Source organism: Bradyrhizobium sp. BLXBL-01 (assembly GCF_051853025.1).
In the GTDB taxonomy this organism is placed as follows: Bacteria; Pseudomonadota; Alphaproteobacteria; order Rhizobiales; family Xanthobacteraceae; genus Bradyrhizobium.
The window spans coordinates 7433116-7452214 of sequence record NZ_CP182471.1; the positions used below are offsets into that span (position 1 = coordinate 7433116).

Here is a 19099-nt window from a genome sequence, read left to right on the forward strand (position 1 = left end):
GTCAAGCGCGCGGTCAGCTCGCAGCGGACTCGTCGGCGGCCCGGCCCTTGATGTCGGCGATGGCCCGCTCGAGGCTCGTGCGGTAGCGCGCCCGCGGCGGCGTGACGCCATGGGTGAGCAGCGCGCGCCGGACCGCGGGCGAGGCCCCCGTGATGAACAGCCGGATGCCCTGGCGGTGCGCCTTGGCGGCGACGCGGCCGAGCACGTTGGCCGCGGTCGAATCCAGGAACGGCACCGCCGCGAAATCGACCACGAAGGCCTTGCGCTTGTCGGCGATGCCGTCGAGCACGCCGCCGATCGCCGAGGCCGCGCCGAAGAAGAACGCGCCGGTGATGCGATAGACCAGCACGTCGCGGTCGACCGCAAGCGCGGGATCGTAACGCACGCGGTCGCCGTTGCCGTCGTCGGGACGATCATCCGCAACCAGCGGCGAGCGCTCCTCGATGCCCGTCATCTCCGCCATGCGATGGATGAACAGCACCGCACCCAGCGCGAAGCCGACCAGGATGCCCTCAGTGAGATCGCGGAAGATCGTGAGCAGGAAGGTCGCGAGCAGCACCACGGCATCGCCCCATGACGAGCGCACGAGCGTGGCGAATTCGTGCTTCTCCGCCATGGTCCAGGCCACCACGACCAGCACCGCGGCGAGCGCGGCCAGCGGAATGTAGCTCGCGAGCGGGGCCGCGATCAGCATGAACAGCAGCAGGAACACCGAATGCAGCATGCCCGCGAGCGGCCCGCGCGCGCCGGCGCGGATGTTGGTCGCCGTGCGCGCGATCAGCCCGGTGACGCAGATGCCGCCGAACAGCGCCGAGCCGATATTGGCCGCGCCTTGCGCCACCAGCTCGCAATTGGAGCGGTGACGGCGGCCGGTCATGCCGTCGGCCACCACGGCCGACAGCAGCGATTCGATCGCCGCCAGCAGCGCAAACGCGATCGCATCCGGCAGCACGGCCCGTGCCTTCTCCAGCGAGAACGCGGGCAGCGCCGGCGATGGCAATTCGCGCGGGATGCCGCCGAAGCGCGAGCCGATCGTTTCCACCGGCAGCGCGAATATTGCACACACGAATGCGGCGAAGACGACCGCGATCAGGATGCCGGGCCAGGACGGACGCCAGACCCGCAAGGATGCGATGATGGCGATGCTGACGATCGCGACCAGCACTGCGGACGGATTGATCGTGCTGAGGCCGCCGGCGAGTGCGACGAGTTTCGGCACGAACTCGCTGGGCTCCTTCCCCGCGAGCGTGATGCCGAAGAGATCGCGGAGCTGGCTGGCAAGGATGATGACGGCGATGCCGGCGGTAAAGCCGACCGTGACGGGATAGGGAATGAACTTGATGTAGGTGCCGACCCTGAGCAGCCCCGCGCCGATCAGGAACAGGCCCGCCATCATGGTGGCGAGGATGACTCCGTCGACGCCGTGCCGCTCCGCGGTCGCCGCGACCAGAACGATGAACGCACCGGCCGGGCCGCCGATCTGGAACCGGCTGCCGCCGAGCATGGAGGCGATGAAGCCGCCGGCGACGGCGGTGTAGAGGCCGCGGTCCGGCGTCACGCCCGAGGCGATCGCGATCGCCATCGACAGCGGCAGGGCGACGATCGCAACCGTCAGGCCGGCGAAGACGTCGGCGCGGAAATCGGCGAGGCCGTAGCCTTCACGAAAGACGGTGACGAGCTTCGGCAGATACAATTCGGCAAAGGTCGGCTGACGCAGCTGGTGCAGCCGGCCTGCCTGATCGCCTGTGATGCTCATGTCAGCAAAGTGCTCCGCTGGCCCCACGATGCTCCGAAGCATCGTGCGTCCCAAGGTGCGACGATGCGCTAGCCCAACTTGATGCCGGGCACGATCAACGCGCGATCATGCTCCGACGCGGCGCGGCGGCCCCGGCTCCTTCAAGCGAACGCCACGTCCGCCGCTGTCGCTGCGGGCCTGCTCGCCGATCAGCTCGACGCCGGCCCGGTCGAACGCCTCGACCACCTTGATCAGGGTCTCGACCACGCCACGAACATTGCCGGTCGAGGCCTCCATCCGCTGGATGGTCGGCAGCGACACGCCGGCGAGCTCGGCCAGGGTTTTCTGGTCGATGCCGAGCAACGCGCGGGCTGCCCGCATCTGGAACGAGGTGATCACCTTGGCCTCACGTATCAGATTTTATATGTGATATTCTGTACATATACAATGATGTAAAATACATCATCATGAGGCTGGTGCAAGCGTCTCCTCCGTCATTGCGAGCGAAGCGAAGCAATCCAGAATCCCTCCGCGGAAAGACTCTGGATTGTTTCGCTGCGCTCGCAATGACGCGTGGAGAGACAGCGCCGCACATCCCTCTCCCCGTAAGAACGGGGAGAGGGCGTGAGAGAGCGTGCGTCCCTCACTGCGCGAGAGACGGACTCACGCCGCGTGCTGATGTGCGGCGATGATCTGGTCGGCGGCGCGGCCGGTGACTTCGGCCATGTGGTCGAACTGGCGCGTGAAGCTGCCCGCGCCGGCGGTGGCCGAGCGCAGCTCCACGATCAGCTCGCCGATCTCCGCTTCCGGCATCATGGCGCGGACACAGTCCCAGCCGGTCCAGCCATCGCGGGTGTCGAAGCCGAGGATCTGGCCGCGCCGCGCCGACAGGATCGCGTTGATCTTGGCGGTGGCGTCGGTCGGGCAGACGATCTCGACCATGTGGATCGGCTCCAGCAGCACCGGCTGGCATTGCGGCAGGCCTTCGTTGAGCCCGACCCGCGCCGCCGTGCGGAAGGCGAGATCGGAGCTATCGACGCTGTGATAGGAGCCGTCGGTCAGCGTCACCTGCACGTCGGTGACGGGGAAGCCGAGCGGACCGCGCGTCAAGCCATCGACGACGCCCTCCTCAACCGCCGGGATGTAATTGCGCGGCACCGCGCCGCCCACCACCTTCTCGGCGAACTTGAAGCCGTCGCCGCGCGGCAGCGGCTTGATGTCGAGCACGACATCGCCGAACTGGCCGTGGCCGCCGGACTGCTTCTTGTGACGGCCGCGCTGGGTGATCGGCTTGCGGATGGTCTCCTGATAGCCGATCGCGGGCGGATGCGAGGTAACCTTGACGCCGAAGCGGTCGCGCAAGCGCTCGCTGGCGACACGCAGGTGCATCTCGCCCTGGCCCCACAGCACGGTGTCGTGGGTCTGGGCGTTCTGCACGATCATGAGCGAGGGATCCTCCTCGTGCAGGCGCGTCAGCGCCTGGCCGAGCTTGACGTCGTCCTTGCGGTCGGTGGCCGCGACCGAGATCGCGAGCACCGGCGGCGTCGGCTCGATTGTGATCAATGCCGCGGGCGCCGTCTTGCCGTTCGAAACCGTGTCACCGGTCTTGACCGGATCGAGCTTGGCGAGCGCCACGGTGTCGCCGGCTTCGGCCGAGGCGCGCTTGGTGTCGTAGGCGCCGTTGACGGCGAGGATGCCGGAGATGCGCCCTGCGCCGCCGGATGAGGATTGTAGCGTGGCGCCGTCGTCGAGATGGCCGGCGAGCAGCCGCGTCAGCGACAGCTTTCCGCCGTGCTGCGAATGCAGCGTCTTGAAGACGTAGCCGAGCGCGTCCTTGGTCTCGGGTACGCCGAGACGTCTGGCCGTCTCCGCGACACCGGGCGCCTCGTGGCGCAACGCCTTCATCAGGCGCAACACGCCGTTCTCGCGCGCGGCGGCGCCAAGCAGCACCGGGCAGATCAGCCCTTCCCGCAATTCGCGGGCGAGATCGTCGAAGACGGCATCGCGCGGCGGCTGGATGTCCTCGAGCAGCTGCTCCATCAGCGCATCGTCGTGATCGGCGAGCTTCTCCAGCATCGAGAAGCGGGCTTCCTTCTCGCGATCGAGATCGCCGCCTTCGAGCGCGATCACCTCGGAGGCCTTGTGCTCGCGATAGATGAAGGCGCGCTCCAGCGCGAGATCGACGAAGCCCTCGATCAGCTCGCCCTTCCAGATCGGGATCTGGCGCAGCACCAGCGGCACGCGCGAGGCGGGCTGCAGCATCGCGAGGGTTTCGCGGATGCGCTCGCTGGCGCGGTCGATCTTGTTGAGGAACAGGAAACGCGGGATCTTCAGCTGTTCCAGCTCGCGCAGGATGATCTGAAGCTGCGGCAGCTTCTTCTCGTCGGCCTCGCAGACCACGATTGCGGCGTCGACCGCAGGCAACGCGGCGCGCATGTCGTGGGCAAACTCGACGGAACCGGGACAATCGAGGAAGGTGTAGCTGTCGCCCATGAAACTCGTGGTGGCGGCAGTGAGGCCGACGGTCATCTTGTGATGACGGGCCTCCGGCGTGGCATCGCCGACGGACGTTCCGGCGTCCACGCTGCCGGCGCGCGGGATTGCGCCCGTTCGCGCCAATATTGCTTCCAGAAGTGTGGTTTTACCGCTTTGGAAAGGGCCCACCAGCGCGATGCACCGTGGACCTCGGGGACTTCTGACGTCTTGTCCCATTCGCCGCCTCCTTCTTGTGGAGCTCGGCCCATGATTGGGTCGGCAAACGCCGATGCTCTGCCCCTCCCCGAGATTTGGCAAGCAACAAACGTCGCTGCGGTGCGTCGTCCGTAAAATCGCGCCGCTTCGCGCGGCGCGATCACACGCAAAAGTGTTACCGGCCCGGACGGAGTTCCAGGCTCTCGAGGCCCGCAGCGATATTGAGGCCGACCTGGCCCTGCACGCTGAGCGGCTGGAGCGCGATCGAATTGTTGGAGCCGCCGACCAGCACGTTGCCGCCGAGGCCGACGCCGATCGAGGCGCTGCCCTGCGCGCCGGCGTAATTGCCGGCGAGGTCGCCGGGGCCGAGCCGGTCGACCGGTGCGAACACGCCCCAGGCCAAAGCCGTCTCCTGGGTGATGCCGATGTCGAGACCGACCTTGCGGATGGTCGCGACGTAGCGATCGTCAGGCAAGCCGTCGGCGCGCAGCACGCAGCCGAGATGGGTCACCGACCCCACGATGAAGCCGACGCTGGCGCCACCGCGGCATTCGAGCACGCCGACCCGCGCCATCCGCTGCTGCGCACCAGTGCTCACGACGGAAGCAATGAGGCCGGCAGCGGTGAGTCCGGCGAAGAGGAACGAACGGCGCATGAATATCTCCGGCGATGATGTGATGCGAGCAGGACGGCGCGGCGGGTGCCGCGCGATGGTCTATGCCACAAGAGCCGTGAGCGTGCCAGATCCTCCGTCATTGCGAGCGCAGCGAAGCAATCCAGACTGTTTCCGCGGAGGGATTCTGGATTGCTTCGCTGCGCTCGCAATGACGGGGATGGAGGTGCGCCTCTAGCCCAAAGCAAATCTTCACATGCCAGAACAAAAAAGGCCCGCATGAAGCGGGCCCTTTCCAACCTGCACTATCGCGAGATGCTTTACCGCAGATTGCCACAGAAGCGCTGGATGCGCTTGCAGGCGTCTTCGAGGTCCGAGGTCTTGGTCGCGTAAGAGATGCGGAACGCCGGTCCAAGGCCGAAGGCCGACCCTTGCACCACGGCGACGCCTTCGGTCTCCAGGAGCTCGGTGACGAACGTCTCGTCATTGTCGATCACCTTGCCCGACGGCGCGGTCTTGCCGATCGTGCCGGCGCAGGACGGGTAGACATAGAAGGCGCCCTCGGGGCGCGGACACTCGATGCCCTTGGCCTGATTGAGCATGGAGACGACGAGGTCACGGCGCTCCTTGAACACCTTGTTGTTGGCGGGGATAAAGTCCTGCGGCCCGTTCAGCGCTTCCACCGCAGCCCATTGCGCGATCGACGACGGGTTCGAGGTCGATTGCGACTGGATCGTCGACATCGCCTTGATGAGCTGCGCCGGGCCGCCGGCATAGCCGATACGCCAGCCGGTCATGCAATAGGCCTTGGAGACGCCGTTCACCGTGAGCGTGCGGTCGTAGAGACCGGGCTCGACCTGCGCGACGGTGGTGAACTGGAAGTCGTCATAGACGAGATGCTCGTACATGTCGTCGGTCATCACCCAGACGTGGGGATGCTTCATCAGCACGTCAGTGAGCGCTTTCAGTTCCGAGCGCGTGTAGGCAGCTCCGGTCGGGTTCGACGGCGAGCACAGGATGACCCATTTGGTCTTCGGCGTGATCGCGCGCTCGAGCGCCTCGGCCTGGAGCTTGAAGCCGGTCGCGGCGGTGCAGACCACCGGCACCGGCTCACCGCCCGCGAGCGCAACCATCTCGGGATAGCTGACCCAATAGGGCGCGGGAATGATCACCTCGTCGCCCGGATTGATGGTCGCCATCAACGCGTTGTAGAGCACCTGCTTGCCGCCGGTGCCGACGATGATCTGGTTCGGCTTGTAGGCGACGCCGTTCTCGCGCTGAAACTTCGCGATGATGGCTTCCTTCAGCTCGGGGATGCCGTCGACCGCGGTGTACTTGGTCTTGCCGGCCTCGATGGCGCGGATGGCCGCCAGCTTGATGTTGGCGGGCGTGTCGAAGTCGGGCTCGCCGGCTCCGAGGCCGATGACGTTGCGGCCCGCCGCTTTCAGCGCACGTGCTTTATCCGTGACCGCGATGGTCGCGGACGGCTTCACACGGTCGAGCGCAGCGGCAAGGAAGGACATCATCATCTCCTGGCGAGCGTCGTGAAGCCCTTCGCCTCACGACTCTGATTGTGGGAATGAGCCACCCTAAAACGTGTGCCGCTGCGCCGCAAGAAACTTCGGCCCGATCCCGGAAAAGTTTACGATTTGGAGCGGTTCAAGCCGCGATTTCCCGCAATTTTGCGCAACTTTGCCTCCGGAATTGCTCATATCCGGCAAAGCGTGTCCTCGGAGCAATTCTGCGTGTTGCGAGTCAGGTTCTTCTCCGTCATGGCCGGGCTTGTCCCGGCCATCCACGTCTGGCCGCGCAGCACGAAGAACGTGGATGCCCGGGACAAGCCCGGGCATGACGACGCGGGAGCGTGCGCGATCGTCCCCGACTTAACGACTATCCGACGCGCCCCGCTCCGCGTTGACGCAAGCGTGAACTAAATTGCATCGTCGCGGAAATGATCTTCCCAGGCATCGCAATGCGGTAGGGTTTTCGAGTTTTTCTATCGGCCGGCTCTTGCGGCGGATTCGCATCGGCATCATTGTTTAACCGCCTCGCGGGGCAACGAGCGCCGCGTCTTCTCGTCCTCGGATTCGAACGCCAGAATGTACAAGCTCTATTCGATGCAACGCTCGGGCAACAGCTACAAGGTCCGCCTTGCGCTGGCGCTGCTCAACCTGCCTTACGAAGCTGTGGAGGTGGACATTCTGCGCGGCGAGAGCCGCACGCCGGATTTCCTGTCAAAGAACCCGTCGGGCCAGGTGCCGCTGCTCGAGGTCGGCGAGGACCGCTATCTCGCCGAATCCAATGCCATCCTCTGGTACGTTGCCGTCGGCACACCGCTCGCGCCGGAGAACCGCATCGACCGCGCCGAGGCGCTGCAATGGATGTTCTTCGAGCAGCACGCGCTCGAGCCGAATATCGGCGCGGCCTATTTCTGGCTGTCGCTGGTCAAGGGTGGTCGCGACCTGCAGACCCATTCGCTGGAGGACTGGATGGAGCGCGGCTACGGCGCGCTCCAGGTGATGGAGAACCACCTCAAGACCACCCCCTATTTCGCCGCGCGCCAGCTCACGGTCGCGGACATCGCGTTGTACGGCTACACCCACCTCGCCGAACGCTGCGACTTCGACCTCCAGGCTTTCCCGGCGATCCGGGACTGGCTGAAACGCGTCGAAGCCACGCCCGGCTTCGTGACGATGGACTGGCGCCCGGCCGACATCGACGACCCCGCCAGCATCGCCGCGAGCGCCTGACGGCGCGCCCCGCTGCGGCGAATAGCGGGCATAACGGCCGTCTTTGCCGCAATCCCGCCACTTTCGGCGCGGGCGCCGCCGCAATATTGCCGGTTGAAACTTGGAAATTCTGGAAAGTCGCGGGTGATTCGCTCGCGTGTTGAAGGATTTAGACCATGATGCGGGCGTCCGGCACGGCGGGCTTTCAGAGCCCATCCGCTACCGTCGCGTCTTCCCGGCTCACCCATGCGGTCGCGGCCTCTCTCGCCGTCGCCGCGCTCTCGCTGTGCCTGATCGTCACCCTCACGGTGCTGTCGACCAAGGCGACCATGGCGATGGGCCTGCCGGTCTGATTCCCGTTTCATCCTGGACCAGCCTTCAGGGCGCCGTGCGGCCCGCGCCGACCGGCATCGCGACAGGACGTCGATGAAATCACCTGTGGTAGTCGTTGCAATCACCCTGACTGCGGCCATCCTGGTCGCGGCCTCGCTGCTGATCATCGTCGGCACGCGCAAGGGCGCAGGCACGTCGACGCTGAACGCGCCGACGCTGCAGCAGCGCGTCAAGCACGCGCAGATGGTCTAAAATCTTCCGAAAGCCTTACGCTTGCGCACAAGCGCATCTTAAGCACGCCGCATGAAATCGCAGCGCTGTCACGCAACAATCAGCCAGTGTTGCGGCCTTACCTCGTTCGGGAGGAGCGAGACAGGTCCATGCGGTTCGGATGGCGTGCGATCTCCGGTCCGGCGCTGACGGCAGCGGCCCTGCTGCCGGCGATGCTGCTCGATCGCCTCGTCCCCGCGCCCTCGCCCGCCCCGCTGTTCGTCGGCATCGTGGCCCTCGCCGGCGCGCTCGCAGGACTCGCCTCCGCCGTGACGACCGCGATTGTCGCGGTGATCGGCGCGGCACTGTTCTTCCTCCATCGCCACGGCGTTTCCGGCCATGGTGCCGCCGATCTGGTGCCGCTCGGCCTCCTGGCCGTCACGGCTTTCGGCACCGCCGGCATCACCGGGCTGATGCGCGAGCGGCTGCTCGGCAGCTTCGCCGCCGAGCGCCGCAGCCACGCCACTGCCGCGCGGCTGTCGGCCGCGCTCGACAAGGTCGATATCGGCATCGTGCTGCTCGATGCCGAGACCCGGGCCGAATTCATCAACCGCGCGTTCCGCGATTATTTTGCGGTGCCGGACGAGATCGCCGACGCCAAGCCGCCCTTCATCGCGCTGATGTATCACGGCCGCGACACCGGCGCGTTCGAGCTGCCCGAGGACGAGCTCGGCACCTTCATCGCGCAGCGCATGGAGATGGTGCGGGTCGGCGATGCGCCGCCGATCAACATCAAGCTGCGCAACGGCGAGGTGCTGCGCTTCGTCTGCACCGCACTGCGCGACGGCGGGCGGATGCTGAGCTACACCCCGGTCACCGACCTCGTGCGCCACACCGATGCGCCGGCGCGTGCCGACTACTACCGCTCGCTGCGCGATCCGACCGGCCGCAAGCTGATCCGGTACTTGCGCGCTGCGGAGTGAGGCGAGTGTGCGATTGATCGGCAGTACGATCATCACGTATGAAGGATATCCCTTCGTCGCGCACCCCCGAGATCGCGGAAATTCACATGTCGCTCATCATTCGCGCCGTCACCAGGCAGGACTACGATCAATGGCTGCCGCTGTGGGACGGCTACAACGCCTTTTACGGCCGCTCCGGTCCGACCGCGCTCGCGCCCGAGATCACGCGGATGACGTGGCAGCGCTTCTTTGATGCCTATGAGCCGATGCATGGGCTGGTCGCCGAGGACAACGGCCGCCTGCTCGGCCTGACGCATTATCTGTTCCATCGCAGCACCACCGCGATCGAGCCGTCCTGCTATCTGCAGGACCTGTTCACGCTTCCAGCCGCCCGCGGCAAGGGCGTCGCGTCGGCGTTGATTTACGGCGTGTATGATCGGGCGAAACTGGCGGGTTCGCCGCGGGTCTACTGGCAGACGCACGAGACCAATCTCACGGCGCAGCGCCTGTACGACAAGGTCGCGGAGCGCTCCGGCTTCATCGTCTATCGCAAGATCTTCTGAGCCCCGGGGGCCTGTGGATAACTCCGCCTGTCACCCGCGCGTAACATAGCAAGACTAGGCTGCCCCTGCGTCTGGTCAGGCCCCCGTCACCGATCATGCGCCCCAAGCGGTCCCCGTCAGTCGCCGCGTCTGACAGGGGCCGCATTTTTTTGTCCGCGCTGCCGGCATGGCAGCAGCGCGGCCGCCCGCTTGCTGCTGCGGCGCGTGGTGGTCCCGCCGCTCATCTCCGACAGGATCATTCATGGAAATTCGCAATCTCGGCGCCTCCGGCCTTCGCGTGTCCGCGGTCGGGCTCGGCTGCAACAATTTCGGCCAACGCACCGACCTCGAGACCTCGCGCAAGGTGATCCATCGCGCGCTCGACCTCGGCATCACGCTATTCGACACCGCCGACATCTATTCGAACATGGGCGGCTCGGAGACCGTGCTCGGCACCGTGCTCGGCGATCGCCGCAAGGACATCGTGCTGGCGACGAAATACGCCAAGCCAATGGCCGAGGACGGCACCAAGCAGGGCGCCTCGCGCCGCTACATCATGGAGGCCGTGGAGGCGAGCCTGAAAAGGCTGAAGACCGATTACATCGACCTCTATCAGCAGCACGATTACGACCCGCTGACGCCGATCGAGGAGAGCCTGCGCGCGCTGGACGATCTCGTGCGCCAAGGCAAGGTCCGCTACATCGGCAACTCGAACTTTCCGGCCTGGCGGATCGCGGAAGCCGAATACGTCGCGCGTGCGATGAATGTCAGCCGCTTCGTCTCCTGTCAGGACGAATATTCCCTGCTGGTGCGCGACATCGAGAAGGACCTGCTGCCGGCCGCGACGGAATACGAGCTCGGCCTGTTGCCGTTCTTCCCGCTCGCGAGCGGCCTGTTGACCGGCAAATACCGGAAGGGCGAGGCCGCGCCTGCGGACACCCGTTTCGGCAAGGTGCCGCGGCTGCGCGATCGCTACGTCACACCGCGCAACGAGGACATCGTCGAGAAGCTCGCCGCCTTCGCCAAGGCACGCGGCCATTCGATGCTGGAGCTCGCCTTCTCCTGGCTCGCTGCGCGCCCGCAGGTCTCGAGCGTGATCGCGGGCGCGACCCGCGTCGAGCAGATCGAGGAGAACGTCAAGGCGATCGCCTGGAAGCTCAGCGCGGAGGAGACGGCGGAGATCGACAGGATCACGCTGGATTGATTTTGCGACGACCGACCTTTGCGGCGCGGCGCTATTTCGCGCCGCGCCCCACCGTCTGCATCACCTCGAAACCTTCGAACTGGGGATGGCCGAGATAAAGCGGCTTGTTGTCGCCCGCCCTATGATGCGCGGCGCGAAACGCCTCCGACTTGGTCCAGGCCTCGAACGCCGCATAATTCGCCCATACGGTGTGCGAGGCGTACAGCGTGTGGTCCTCGGCTTCCGGCCCGCGCAGCAGGTGAAATTCGACGAAGCCCGGCACCTTGTCGAGATGGGTGTCGCGCGTGAGCCAGACCTGCTCGAAGGCAGCCTCGGAGCCCTTGGCGACGCGGAAGCGGTTCATGGCGATGTACATGGGGTGGTGTCTCCTCTAGGCGCGATCGTCAGGGATGCGATGCTCTCTCGCTCCCTCTCCCCGTTCTTACGGGGAGAGGGTGGGGTGAGGGGCTGCCTCCGCGAGTTCGGTTTCGATTGTAGGCGATGTGCGCGATGCACGCACGGTGAATGTGGGAGTCGGATGGACTGCCCTCTCGGAAACAGTGTGCCAGGCCCCTCACCCGGATCACATCTGCGATGTGATCCGACCTCTCCCCGCAGAAGGGCGGGGAGAGGTTAGGTCCCGTCTCCCGCTGCCGCGAGCTCGGTCTGAATCACGGTGAGAACACCTTCGATATTCCCAAGGACATCGTTGTTCCAGAAGCGAAGCACCTTGTAGCCCTTCTTGATCAAGCGCTCGTCTCGAATTGCATCCGCTGCGGACTCATTGTGCTGCCCGCCATCGACCTCTATGACGATCCGCTTCTCGCGACATACGAAATCGCAGATGTAGCCGATGATCGGCTCTTGCCTGACGAATTTGTGCCCATCGATCCTCCGATTGCGAATGCGATTCCAGAGAACCGTCTCGACATCTGTCTGATCGGCGCGCAAGCGTCGAGCGAGTCGGATGGATTTTTCGTTGTGGCCACGCATTGCACTGCCTCCGCCCGTGATGGACGCACCGCCCTCTCACTCCCTCGCCCCGTTCTTACGGGGAGAGGGTGGGGTGAGGGGCTGTCTCCGCGAGTTCGGTGTGGATTGTAGATACGGTGCGCGCAATCGCAACCGTCTTGCGAGTCGGAAGGATTTTGTTCGTGGCAGTAGAGTTCTCTGCCCCTCACCCGGATCGCTGCGCGATCCGACCTCTCCCCGCAAAGAGCGGGGAGAGGTTAAGCTAACAGCCCCTTCATCGGCCTTGCGCTGGCGCTGTCGGGGAACACCGTTTCCGCGAGCACACGGTCCGAGAGGCCGAACTGGTCCTGCAGCACGCCTTTGATCACCGAGCGCAGATCCGTCGTCGGCTTGAGGTCGCGGCCCTCATACAGGCTTGCGAGCTTGAGGCCTGGCCAGTCCGAAATGACGCGGCCGCCTTTCACCGCGCCGCCGGCGAGCAAGGCGATCGTGCCGGTGCCGTGATCGGTGCCCTCGGTGCCGTTGATGCGCGCGGTGCGGCCGAACTCAGTGGCGACGACCACGACAGTGTCGCGCCAGCGATTCCCGAGGCCGCTCTCGAACTCGGCGAGCGCGCCGTCGAGACCGCCGAGCAGGAAGGCGAGACGCCCCACAGGGCCGCCTTCATTGGCATGCGTGTCCCAGCCGTCGAAGGCGAGCGCGGCGATGCGCGGGCCGTCATCGGCCGCCATCAGCTTTGCAGCGCCGCGCGCGACCTGCCGCATCTGCGCGACGGCGTTGCCGCGTGTCGCTTTCATATCGTCGCCGCTCGCCGCCTTGTCGAGCTGGAGGCCTTGCGACAACGCGGAGGCCAAGGCGGGATCGCGGTGACGGTAGAGCTCGACGAGGCGCATCGCGGTGTCGTCATCGGCCTGCGGCAGCGCGACCGGCGCCCAGCCCACGGTCGGCGCGCTGCCGCGCAGCACCAGCGGCGTAGTGGGACCGACCGCAAGCCCGCTCGACACGCGCTCGCCGCGCGGCAGCGCTTCGAGCGCGCGATTGAGCCAGCCGGACTGCACGCGGCCCGGGCCGGCATAGCCGCTTTCGAGCACGTCCTGGCCGTCGAAATGCGAGCGGTCGCGATAGGGCGTCGCGATCGCATGGATCACCGCCGCGTGCTTGTCGCGATACATGCGCGCGAATTCCGGCATCGCCGGATGCAGGCCGAAGAACGAGTCCAGCATGATCGCGGGATGCGCACCATCGGCCGCAAGCGCAATCGATCCGTGCAGGCCGGCATAATCGGGGTCGCCGATCGGCGCGACGGTCGAGAGCCCGTCCAGCGCGCCGCGCAAGATCACCACGACCAACCGCGGATCGCGCCCGTCGGCCGCGCGGGCGAATTTCGGCAAGTAGGCCCAGGCTGCAAACGAGGCGCCGCCGAGCAGCAGACCACGGCGGGACGTGAGGAGCCGGTTCTCGACGCAGTCGGTCATCATCATCTCCTCTGCATTTCCGGCGACATCAACAGCAGCGCTAGCGCCTGCTGCCGCGACTCCGCACGCTCGATGGTCCGCCGCGTCTCGGCCGAGGCGGCATCGGCGGCGCCAAACTCCAGGAGATCGAGCGGATCGATGTTGTTGCCGAGCCGCGCACCGATCTGCGCCGCGATGTCGAGCCTGAGCTTGATGCCTTCAGGCGCAGCCCAGGCGGCATTGGTATCTGGAAAGCCGTTGGGGCCCGGCGGCGACCACAGCGGCTGGCCGAGCAGATTGAGGTTGTTCAGATAGGCGCCGGGATCCTCCGGCACGCGCGCCAGCAGCCGGCCGCTCGCAACCAGGAAATCGTATGGCGAGCGCATCTTGGTGAGCGGCGCCTTCCATGCTTGATCGGAATCGACCAGCGCCGTCGCCAGCGCCTTGAGATCGCCGTCGGTCTTGACGAAGACGTCGCGCAGGCGCGCAACGAGCGCCGGCGGCGGATCGTCGGCGACGAAGTGACGGACGAACTTGGTGGCGATGAAACTCGCGGTCGAGGGATGCCGCGCGAGATCGGCGAGCGCGGCTTCGCCCTGTGCGAGGCCCGCCTGGTCGTAGGTCTTGCCGAGCAGGATCTGCGGCCCGGGCTGATGCGCATTGACGTTGAAGACGAAGGAGCCGGGGATTCCGAGCTGCCCCTGCCTGCCGGCAAAGGTCCAGCCGGTGATGATGCGCGCGAGCGAGGTGACGTCGCCTTGCGTGTAGCCGCCGCCGACGCCGAGCGTATGCAGCTCCATGATCTCGCGGGCGAGATTTTCGTTCAGCCCGCGCTTGCGGTTTTGCCCGGCGCGCGAGTCAGGTCCAAGCGACTGCTGGTTGTCGAGGAAGAACAGCATCGCCGGATGCTGCTCGACCGCCCTCAGCATGTCGGCGAAGCGCCCGAGCACGTGCGGCCGGATCGCCTCGCGCTCGAACGCGCCGGCCCAGATCCGCGCCAGCTCGCCCTTGCTGGCGGAGATGCAGAAATGATTGGACCAGAACGCGACGAGGCGCTCGGTGAAGCCGCACTCGACGAGCGTGGCGCGCTGCAACCGCGCCAGCGCCTCGGCGCGAAAGGTTTTCTGGATCACATTGAGCGGCTGCGGCGCTGGCTTGGCGGCGGGCTGCGGCGCGGGTGCGCTCGGCTGCATGGTCTCCGGCTTCGGTGCGCCGTCGGCGGGCTTCGCATCGGCCATTTGGCCGGTGATCTCTGCCGCCGCATTCAGCGAGAGATTGCGGCGCAAGGGCGGCTTCTGATCGGCAGGCACTTGGGCCGGCGTCTCGACGGGCGCGGCGGCCTTCGCCGCCTCACGCGCCTGCTTGACCTCGTCCTGATAGGCAAACACGGCCTGCCCGAGTTGCGGCGTCGACTGCAGGCCCGGCGCTTCCAGCAGCACGCCATTGGGACGCGAAAGCTCCGCCTTCACGAAGCCGCGCGGGTCGGAGCTTGCATTGATGAGATCGCCCGATGCACCGCCGCGGGCGCCGAAGCCGAAGCGGTTGAGCGCGACGAGCGCGGCTTGCGAATCGCGGGCCATCGATGATCTGTCCTTCGCGCGTTGGGCGGTGCTTTCCTGCGACGCGGGCGGCGCGTAATATACCGCAGCGACAGATGAACCCGACATGAAAATGACGGCGAAGCTTCGACGTAAATCATGACAAATCCGAAAGAAATGCCGTCAGCGCCGGCACTTGCGCGCCGTCTCACCTGTTCCCGCTGCGGCAGCGAATTCGGCTGCGATCTCTCGGGCAATTGCTGGTGCGCGGAGGAGACGGCACGGCTGCCGATGCCGCTCGAGGGCGAGGACTGCCTGTGCCGGGAGTGTTTAAGGAAAGCGGCGGCGGAGGCAGTATCGTAGTATCGTAGGGTAGGCAATGCGACTTGTCCGCCGTAGCTCGAAGAGCGAAGGCGGAAGCGTGCCCACGCATTCTTGGCGATCAAGAGACGGCGCTTTGCGCCTTTGTCCACCCTACCAAACTACACCGTGTGTCCCGGCGACTTCCGCGCCATGCCGTCGAACGCATCCAGCAGCTTTTCGCGCCAGGCATAGACCGGATCATCCGCGTCGAGCAGCTTGAACGGGCTGACCACGCGCGCCCATTGGAATCCGCCGAACACGATGTAGTCGGCGTAGTTCGGTGCCTGCCCGCCGATGAAGGGCTGCGTCTTGAACGTCTGGCGCATGATCTCGAGCGATTTGCGGAACGCGACGACGCCGGTGTCGCGGCTCGCCTGGACCTCTTCCAGGCCCTTGCCGAACCGCGCCTCGCGCGACTTGCGGAAATAGGCGGCATCGACCTCATTCAGATTCTTCGGGATGTCGGCGATAACAAGCGGAGAGAGACCGCCGACGATCGCGATGTCGCCCCACGCATTGATCATGCGCGCCATGGCGCGGCCGCCCTCGCCGCCGAACAGCGACGGGCGATCCGAAAAAGTGTCCTCGAGATAGTTCGCGATGGTCCAGGAATCGACGACGGCCTTGTCGTGATGCAGCAGCACCGGAACCCTCTCCGAGCCGTGCGGCGCGATCGCACTCTTCTCGGTAAAGCGCCAGGGCAGCGTCTCCGCCACAAGGCCCTTGTGCGCCAGCGCCATCCGCGTGCGCCAGCAATACGGGCTGAAGGGGCGCGTAGGATCGGTGCCGACGAGTTCGTAGAGTTTGAGCGACATGATCGTTATTCCGTCATTGCGAGCGCAGCGAAGCAATCCAGACTGCCGCCGCGGAGACATTCTGGATTGCTTCGCTGGCGCTCGCAATGACGATGTGGAAAGAGGTGCGCGTCACCGCCCGTTGGCGCGCAACAGCCTCTCGCCACCTTCCGTCACCGCGATCACCAGCCCGAGACCTGCAATCGTCTCGCGCGCGACGTAGCCGCGCTCGGCGGCGTCTTCCCAGATGGTGAGGCGCGGACACGAGGTCTTCCAGGTCGCGAGCACCTCGGCGTAGGCGCGCGGCTCGCGCGCCACCCATTCGACGAAGTCCAGCACCAGGGGATCGGCGTTACAGCTCATTGCAAACCTCCCTTGTCGAAGGCGGCCAGAACCGGCGCACGCAGCAACAGCCAGCCGCCATAGGCGATGTAGTAGCAGGCGATGGTGGTGATCAGCTTGTTGGACCAGGCGATGAACTGCTGGTCGGTCATGGCCTCGAGGATGCGCCGCGCCAGCGTGGTGCCGAGCATCGAGGCTGCGATCGCGACGGCGGCGAGCACGGGATCGAGGCTCGCGGCCTGGTCGATGATGCCGCCGAAATAGATCAGCTTGGTGAAATGGCTGATGAGCTGGCACATCGCCTTCGTCGCCACCTTCTCGCGCCGGCCGAAATCGCCGCCGAGGAAGAAGGTGTCGAGCAGCGGGCCGGAGACGCCGGTCATCAGCATCAAGCCCATGCAGATCGTGCCATAGACCGTGCCCTGCCATAGCCTGTCGGGGTCCGGCTTGATGTTGGCGGGCAAGAGCCGCGCCATGAACGGCGTGGCGCCGAGCAGCAGCAGCGCCGTCGGCTTGTCCGGCACGTAACGGGTCAGCGACCAGGCGGCAAGCGCCACAGTCGCGCCGACCATGTAGTTCGCAACCGGCCGCCAGCGGATATGCGCCCGCCACAGAAACGCGCGCCAGCCGTTCGAGGCCATCTGCGTGATCGCATGCAGCACCATCGCGGTCGGCAGCGGCATCAAGGCCAGCAGCACGCCGATCAGGATCAGCCCGCCCGCCATGCCGAACAGCCCCGACAGGAACGCGGTGGCCACCATCAGCAATCCGAGGGCAGCGATCATGATGGGCGTCACGAGGGTCTCCGGGGTAGCGAGCAAGGGACGCAAAGCTGTCTGCTCCCTCTCCCCGTTCTTACGGGGAGAGGGTGGGGTGAGGGGCTATATCCGCGATCACCGTAACAGTCGGAAGAGTCCCCTCACCCGCCGCGCTTCGCGCGTCGGCCTCTCCCCGCAAGCGGGGAGAGGCGAAGAGGAACGTGCCTCGCTTGCCCCTCTCGCGCAAACTGAGTTATCTTGCCCTGGCATCAGCTTTCCTGAGGGTGGGTCATTTGCGGCGGCTGTTGTTTCTCAACGGCATCAAGGCGTTCGAGGCGGCGGCGCGGACCGGCAGCTTTGCCGCGGCCGGGCTGGAGCTGAGCGTATCGGCGGCCGCCGTCAGCCGCATGGTGCACCTGCTCGAAGAACGGCTCGGCGTCGCCCTGTTCGAGCGCAAGGCCAATCGCCTGGTGCTGACGCAGGCGGGCCGCGCCTATCAAGGCGGGCTGACCCCGATCTTCGATGCGCTGGCGAGCCTGACGGCACAGGTGACGGCGCCTGCCAGCGTGCGCGTGCTCACCATCGGCGTCGGCCACACCTTCGCGATGCGCTGGCTGATCCCGCGCCTGTCGGAGTTTCGCAGCGAGGAGCCCGACATCGAGGTGCGCTTCACCACCGGCGGCGCCGCGGTGCCATTCGGCGAGGACTGGAGCTGCGGCATCAAGCTCGGCACCGGCGACTGGCCCGGCCTCGTCGCCGAGCCGCTGTTCGCCGGCGACCTCACCCCCGTCTGCGTGCCGCGCCTGGCCGGCGGATTGAAGCGCCCGGCCGACCTGAAGGGACCGAGCCTGATCCGCGTCGCGCACTCACCCGAGGATTGGCCGATCTGGCTGAAGGCGGCCGGCACGGCGAGGATCAGCGCGCGCGGGCCCGAGTTCCAGTTCTATGGCCAGGCGCTGCAGGCCGCGGCCGACGGGCTCGGCATCGCCATGGGCATCCGCCCCTATATCGACGACGATCTCGCGGCCGGCCGGCTGGTGGCGCCGTTCGACCTCTCGGTGCCCAAGGGCATGCGCTGGTACCTGCTCTATCGCAGCTTCCAGACCGAGCAGCGCGACTTTGCCGCGTTCCGCCGCTGGATCATGCGGGCAGCATCGGAACCCGCTGCCCGCCCGCGCAAGATCGGCCGCGCTGCAGCGCGGAACTGAAGGCGGGCAAAAAAAGCCGCCTGCTTGTGAACGGCTTCACATCCCAAAATCCGCAAATGTGGTCCCCTGACCCTCCGAAAAGAAACGTGGGACCTACACTCATGACGACCCTCTACGACGGCTTTGACATCGAATCCTTCGAAGCTGGCAAGGGGCTGTGGCACGCGCGGATCCGCCGTGCCGATCTCAGCCCGGTGGCCATCGACGGCGTGCTGTTTCCGGCCATGGAAGTCGGCTTCGCCTGGCCCGATCGCGATGCCGCGATTGCCGATGCCAAGCACCACATCGATCGTTTCCGCCTGCGGGCCGGCAGCGACGACGAATAGGCGGTCCGCAGGCGGACCAGCGACAGGGCGGCGAAAAAGGGGGGAAACCGGTCATGTCCATCATCGAAACCGATGCAGCGCAGCCGCGGATCTACGCCCGCGCAGTGCTGTCCAATTGCCCGGAATGCGACGGCGATCTCACAGTGCTCCGCGTGATCGGCGGCCGCGCCGGATGCGAGTACTGGACCATGCGCTGCACCGATTGCGGTGGCATTCATCTCGACATCCTCGAGCCGAATGTCGCCGCCGGGAACGACGACGGGCCGCTGCCGGCGGCGTGAACCGCAAGGCTGCTGCCAACCTGCTGTCAGCAGCCTGCATGGCCACGGGCATTCACCCTTTATTG

At 66.2% G+C, this 19099-nt stretch carries 22 protein-coding genes; 10 read left to right on the forward strand and 12 right to left on the reverse strand.

Translation table 11 applies throughout. The features are described 5' to 3' along the window. Window positions 1-13: 13 nt before the first annotated feature. The 5 genes from ACNJYA_RS34350 to ACNJYA_RS34370 all read right to left on the reverse strand — a co-directional run bounded on the left by ACNJYA_RS34350 (window position 14) and on the right by ACNJYA_RS34370 (window position 6562). Window positions 14-1756 (reverse strand): SulP family inorganic anion transporter, encoded by a 1743-nt coding sequence (locus tag ACNJYA_RS34350; RefSeq protein ID WP_212259392.1) that lies wholly within the window; start codon window positions 1754-1756, stop codon window positions 14-16. 105 nt (window positions 1757-1861) lie between these two features. Beyond that, complete coding sequence (locus tag ACNJYA_RS34355; protein ID WP_008566993.1) at window positions 1862-2134, reverse strand: helix-turn-helix domain-containing protein; 273 nt, start codon at window positions 2132-2134, stop codon at window positions 1862-1864. A gap of 264 nt (window positions 2135-2398) precedes the next feature. Further along, window positions 2399-4447 carry an elongation factor G gene (locus tag ACNJYA_RS34360; RefSeq protein ID WP_439401534.1) on the reverse strand — a complete coding sequence of 683 codons (2049 nt, stop codon included), beginning with the start codon at window positions 4445-4447 and terminating at the stop codon, window positions 2399-2401. 154 nt (window positions 4448-4601) lie between these two features. Beyond that, window positions 4602-5081, reverse strand: coding sequence for a DUF992 domain-containing protein (locus tag ACNJYA_RS34365; RefSeq protein ID WP_172788721.1), 480 nt, complete (start codon window positions 5079-5081; stop codon window positions 4602-4604). Between the two features lie 278 nt (window positions 5082-5359). Further along, window positions 5360-6562, reverse strand: coding sequence for a pyridoxal phosphate-dependent aminotransferase (locus ACNJYA_RS34370; protein WP_172788722.1), 1203 nt, complete (start codon window positions 6560-6562; stop codon window positions 5360-5362). Window positions 6563-7138: 576 nt separating this feature from the next. Between ACNJYA_RS34370 and ACNJYA_RS34375 the strand changes: the two genes are divergently transcribed. The 6 genes from ACNJYA_RS34375 to ACNJYA_RS34400 all read left to right on the forward strand — a co-directional run bounded on the left by ACNJYA_RS34375 (window position 7139) and on the right by ACNJYA_RS34400 (window position 11019). Next, entirely contained in the window at window positions 7139-7789 is a 651-nt protein-coding gene (locus ACNJYA_RS34375; protein ID WP_172788723.1) for a glutathione S-transferase family protein, read from the forward strand. Window positions 7790-7944: 155 nt separating this feature from the next. Then, window positions 7945-8121, forward strand: a complete 177-nt coding sequence (locus tag ACNJYA_RS34380) for a hypothetical protein (protein ID WP_162832045.1) — start codon at window positions 7945-7947, stop codon at window positions 8119-8121. Window positions 8122-8206: 85 nt separating this feature from the next. Further along, window positions 8207-8353, forward strand: coding sequence for a hypothetical protein (locus ACNJYA_RS34385; protein WP_260383840.1), 147 nt, complete (start codon window positions 8207-8209; stop codon window positions 8351-8353). 128 nt (window positions 8354-8481) lie between these two features. Then, entirely contained in the window at window positions 8482-9294 is an 813-nt protein-coding gene (locus ACNJYA_RS34390) for a PAS-domain containing protein (protein WP_439401535.1), read from the forward strand. Window positions 9295-9380: 86 nt separating this feature from the next. Beyond that, window positions 9381-9836, forward strand: a complete 456-nt coding sequence (locus ACNJYA_RS34395) for a GNAT family N-acetyltransferase (RefSeq protein ID WP_439401536.1) — start codon at window positions 9381-9383, stop codon at window positions 9834-9836. Between the two features lie 241 nt (window positions 9837-10077). Then, a complete protein-coding gene (locus ACNJYA_RS34400) occupies window positions 10078-11019 on the forward strand; it encodes an aldo/keto reductase (RefSeq protein WP_439401537.1) in 942 nt (313 codons plus the stop codon). 31 nt (window positions 11020-11050) lie between these two features. Here the strand turns inward: ACNJYA_RS34400 and ACNJYA_RS34405 are convergent, their stop codons facing one another. From ACNJYA_RS34405 to ACNJYA_RS34420, 4 genes are all read right to left on the reverse strand, one after another. After that, entirely contained in the window at window positions 11051-11374 is a 324-nt protein-coding gene (locus tag ACNJYA_RS34405) for an antibiotic biosynthesis monooxygenase family protein (protein WP_439401538.1), read from the reverse strand. Between the two features lie 257 nt (window positions 11375-11631). After that, the gene (locus tag ACNJYA_RS34410; RefSeq protein WP_260380962.1) at window positions 11632-11991 is read right to left on the reverse strand and encodes an endonuclease domain-containing protein; all 360 of its coding nucleotides are present in this window, start codon (window positions 11989-11991) and stop codon (window positions 11632-11634) included. A 236-nt stretch (window positions 11992-12227) separates the two neighbouring features. Then, the gene (locus ACNJYA_RS34415; RefSeq protein WP_439401539.1) at window positions 12228-13445 is read right to left on the reverse strand and encodes a DUF1501 domain-containing protein; all 1218 of its coding nucleotides are present in this window, start codon (window positions 13443-13445) and stop codon (window positions 12228-12230) included. A 2-nt stretch (window positions 13446-13447) separates the two neighbouring features. After that, window positions 13448-15004, reverse strand: coding sequence for a DUF1800 domain-containing protein (locus tag ACNJYA_RS34420; protein WP_439401540.1), 1557 nt, complete (start codon window positions 15002-15004; stop codon window positions 13448-13450). Window positions 15005-15121: 117 nt separating this feature from the next. Between ACNJYA_RS34420 and ACNJYA_RS34425 the strand changes: the two genes are divergently transcribed. Continuing rightward, window positions 15122-15325, forward strand: coding sequence for a cysteine-rich CWC family protein (locus tag ACNJYA_RS34425; protein ID WP_172788730.1), 204 nt, complete (start codon window positions 15122-15124; stop codon window positions 15323-15325). 119 nt (window positions 15326-15444) lie between these two features. Here ACNJYA_RS34425 and ACNJYA_RS34430 read toward each other — a convergent pair whose 3' ends face one another. The 3 genes from ACNJYA_RS34430 to ACNJYA_RS34440 all read right to left on the reverse strand — a co-directional run bounded on the left by ACNJYA_RS34430 (window position 15445) and on the right by ACNJYA_RS34440 (window position 17258). Then, window positions 15445-16140 (reverse strand): glutathione S-transferase family protein, encoded by a 696-nt coding sequence (locus tag ACNJYA_RS34430; RefSeq protein WP_439401541.1) that lies wholly within the window; start codon window positions 16138-16140, stop codon window positions 15445-15447. A gap of 111 nt (window positions 16141-16251) precedes the next feature. After that, entirely contained in the window at window positions 16252-16482 is a 231-nt protein-coding gene (locus ACNJYA_RS34435) for a hypothetical protein (RefSeq protein WP_271509025.1), read from the reverse strand. After that, complete coding sequence (locus tag ACNJYA_RS34440; protein WP_172788733.1) at window positions 16479-17258, reverse strand: sulfite exporter TauE/SafE family protein; 780 nt, start codon at window positions 17256-17258, stop codon at window positions 16479-16481. Before ACNJYA_RS34440 ends, ACNJYA_RS34435 begins: the two co-directional genes overlap by 4 nt. 254 nt (window positions 17259-17512) lie before the next feature. Here ACNJYA_RS34440 and ACNJYA_RS34445 point away from each other — a divergent pair, with 254 nt between their 5' ends. From ACNJYA_RS34445 to ACNJYA_RS34455, 3 genes are all read left to right on the forward strand, one after another. Next, the gene (locus tag ACNJYA_RS34445; protein ID WP_271509028.1) at window positions 17513-18427 is read left to right on the forward strand and encodes a LysR substrate-binding domain-containing protein; all 915 of its coding nucleotides are present in this window, start codon (window positions 17513-17515) and stop codon (window positions 18425-18427) included. A gap of 101 nt (window positions 18428-18528) precedes the next feature. Beyond that, window positions 18529-18753 (forward strand): hypothetical protein, encoded by a 225-nt coding sequence (locus ACNJYA_RS34450; protein ID WP_260372654.1) that lies wholly within the window; start codon window positions 18529-18531, stop codon window positions 18751-18753. A 53-nt stretch (window positions 18754-18806) separates the two neighbouring features. Further along, window positions 18807-19034, forward strand: a complete 228-nt coding sequence (locus ACNJYA_RS34455; protein ID WP_271509033.1) for a hypothetical protein — start codon at window positions 18807-18809, stop codon at window positions 19032-19034. Window positions 19035-19099 lie beyond the last annotated feature (65 nt).

Excerpts from the sequence above, each read along its gene's own strand:
- ACNJYA_RS34375 (WP_172788723.1), top strand. The coding sequence starts at position 7,139 with ATGTACAAGCTCTATTCGATGCAACGCTCGGGCAACAGCTACAAGGTC.
- ACNJYA_RS34365 (WP_172788721.1), bottom strand. The coding sequence starts at position 5,081 with ATGCGCCGTTCGTTCCTCTTCGCCGGACTCACCGCTGCCGGCCTCATT.
- ACNJYA_RS34430 (WP_439401541.1), bottom strand. The coding sequence starts at position 16,140 with ATGTCGCTCAAACTCTACGAACTCGTCGGCACCGATCCTACGCGCCCC.
- ACNJYA_RS34395 (WP_439401536.1), top strand. The coding sequence starts at position 9,381 with ATGTCGCTCATCATTCGCGCCGTCACCAGGCAGGACTACGATCAATGG.
- ACNJYA_RS34405 (WP_439401538.1), bottom strand. The coding sequence starts at position 11,374 with ATGTACATCGCCATGAACCGCTTCCGCGTCGCCAAGGGCTCCGAGGCT.
- ACNJYA_RS34425 (WP_172788730.1), top strand. The coding sequence starts at position 15,122 with ATGACAAATCCGAAAGAAATGCCGTCAGCGCCGGCACTTGCGCGCCGT.
- ACNJYA_RS34450 (WP_260372654.1), top strand. The coding sequence starts at position 18,529 with ATGACGACCCTCTACGACGGCTTTGACATCGAATCCTTCGAAGCTGGC.
- ACNJYA_RS34435 (WP_271509025.1), bottom strand. The coding sequence starts at position 16,482 with ATGAGCTGTAACGCCGATCCCCTGGTGCTGGACTTCGTCGAATGGGTG.
- ACNJYA_RS34415 (WP_439401539.1), bottom strand. The coding sequence starts at position 13,445 with ATGACCGACTGCGTCGAGAACCGGCTCCTCACGTCCCGCCGTGGTCTG.
- ACNJYA_RS34455 (WP_271509033.1), top strand. The coding sequence starts at position 18,807 with ATGTCCATCATCGAAACCGATGCAGCGCAGCCGCGGATCTACGCCCGC.
- ACNJYA_RS34350 (WP_212259392.1), bottom strand. The coding sequence starts at position 1,756 with ATGAGCATCACAGGCGATCAGGCAGGCCGGCTGCACCAGCTGCGTCAG.
- ACNJYA_RS34420 (WP_439401540.1), bottom strand. The coding sequence starts at position 15,004 with ATGGCCCGCGATTCGCAAGCCGCGCTCGTCGCGCTCAACCGCTTCGGC.
- ACNJYA_RS34390 (WP_439401535.1), top strand. The coding sequence starts at position 8,482 with ATGCGGTTCGGATGGCGTGCGATCTCCGGTCCGGCGCTGACGGCAGCG.
- ACNJYA_RS34360 (WP_439401534.1), bottom strand. The coding sequence starts at position 4,447 with ATGGGACAAGACGTCAGAAGTCCCCGAGGTCCACGGTGCATCGCGCTG.
- ACNJYA_RS34400 (WP_439401537.1), top strand. The coding sequence starts at position 10,078 with ATGGAAATTCGCAATCTCGGCGCCTCCGGCCTTCGCGTGTCCGCGGTC.
- ACNJYA_RS34410 (WP_260380962.1), bottom strand. The coding sequence starts at position 11,991 with ATGCGTGGCCACAACGAAAAATCCATCCGACTCGCTCGACGCTTGCGC.
- ACNJYA_RS34370 (WP_172788722.1), bottom strand. The coding sequence starts at position 6,562 with ATGTCCTTCCTTGCCGCTGCGCTCGACCGTGTGAAGCCGTCCGCGACC.
- ACNJYA_RS34380 (WP_162832045.1), top strand. The coding sequence starts at position 7,945 with ATGATGCGGGCGTCCGGCACGGCGGGCTTTCAGAGCCCATCCGCTACC.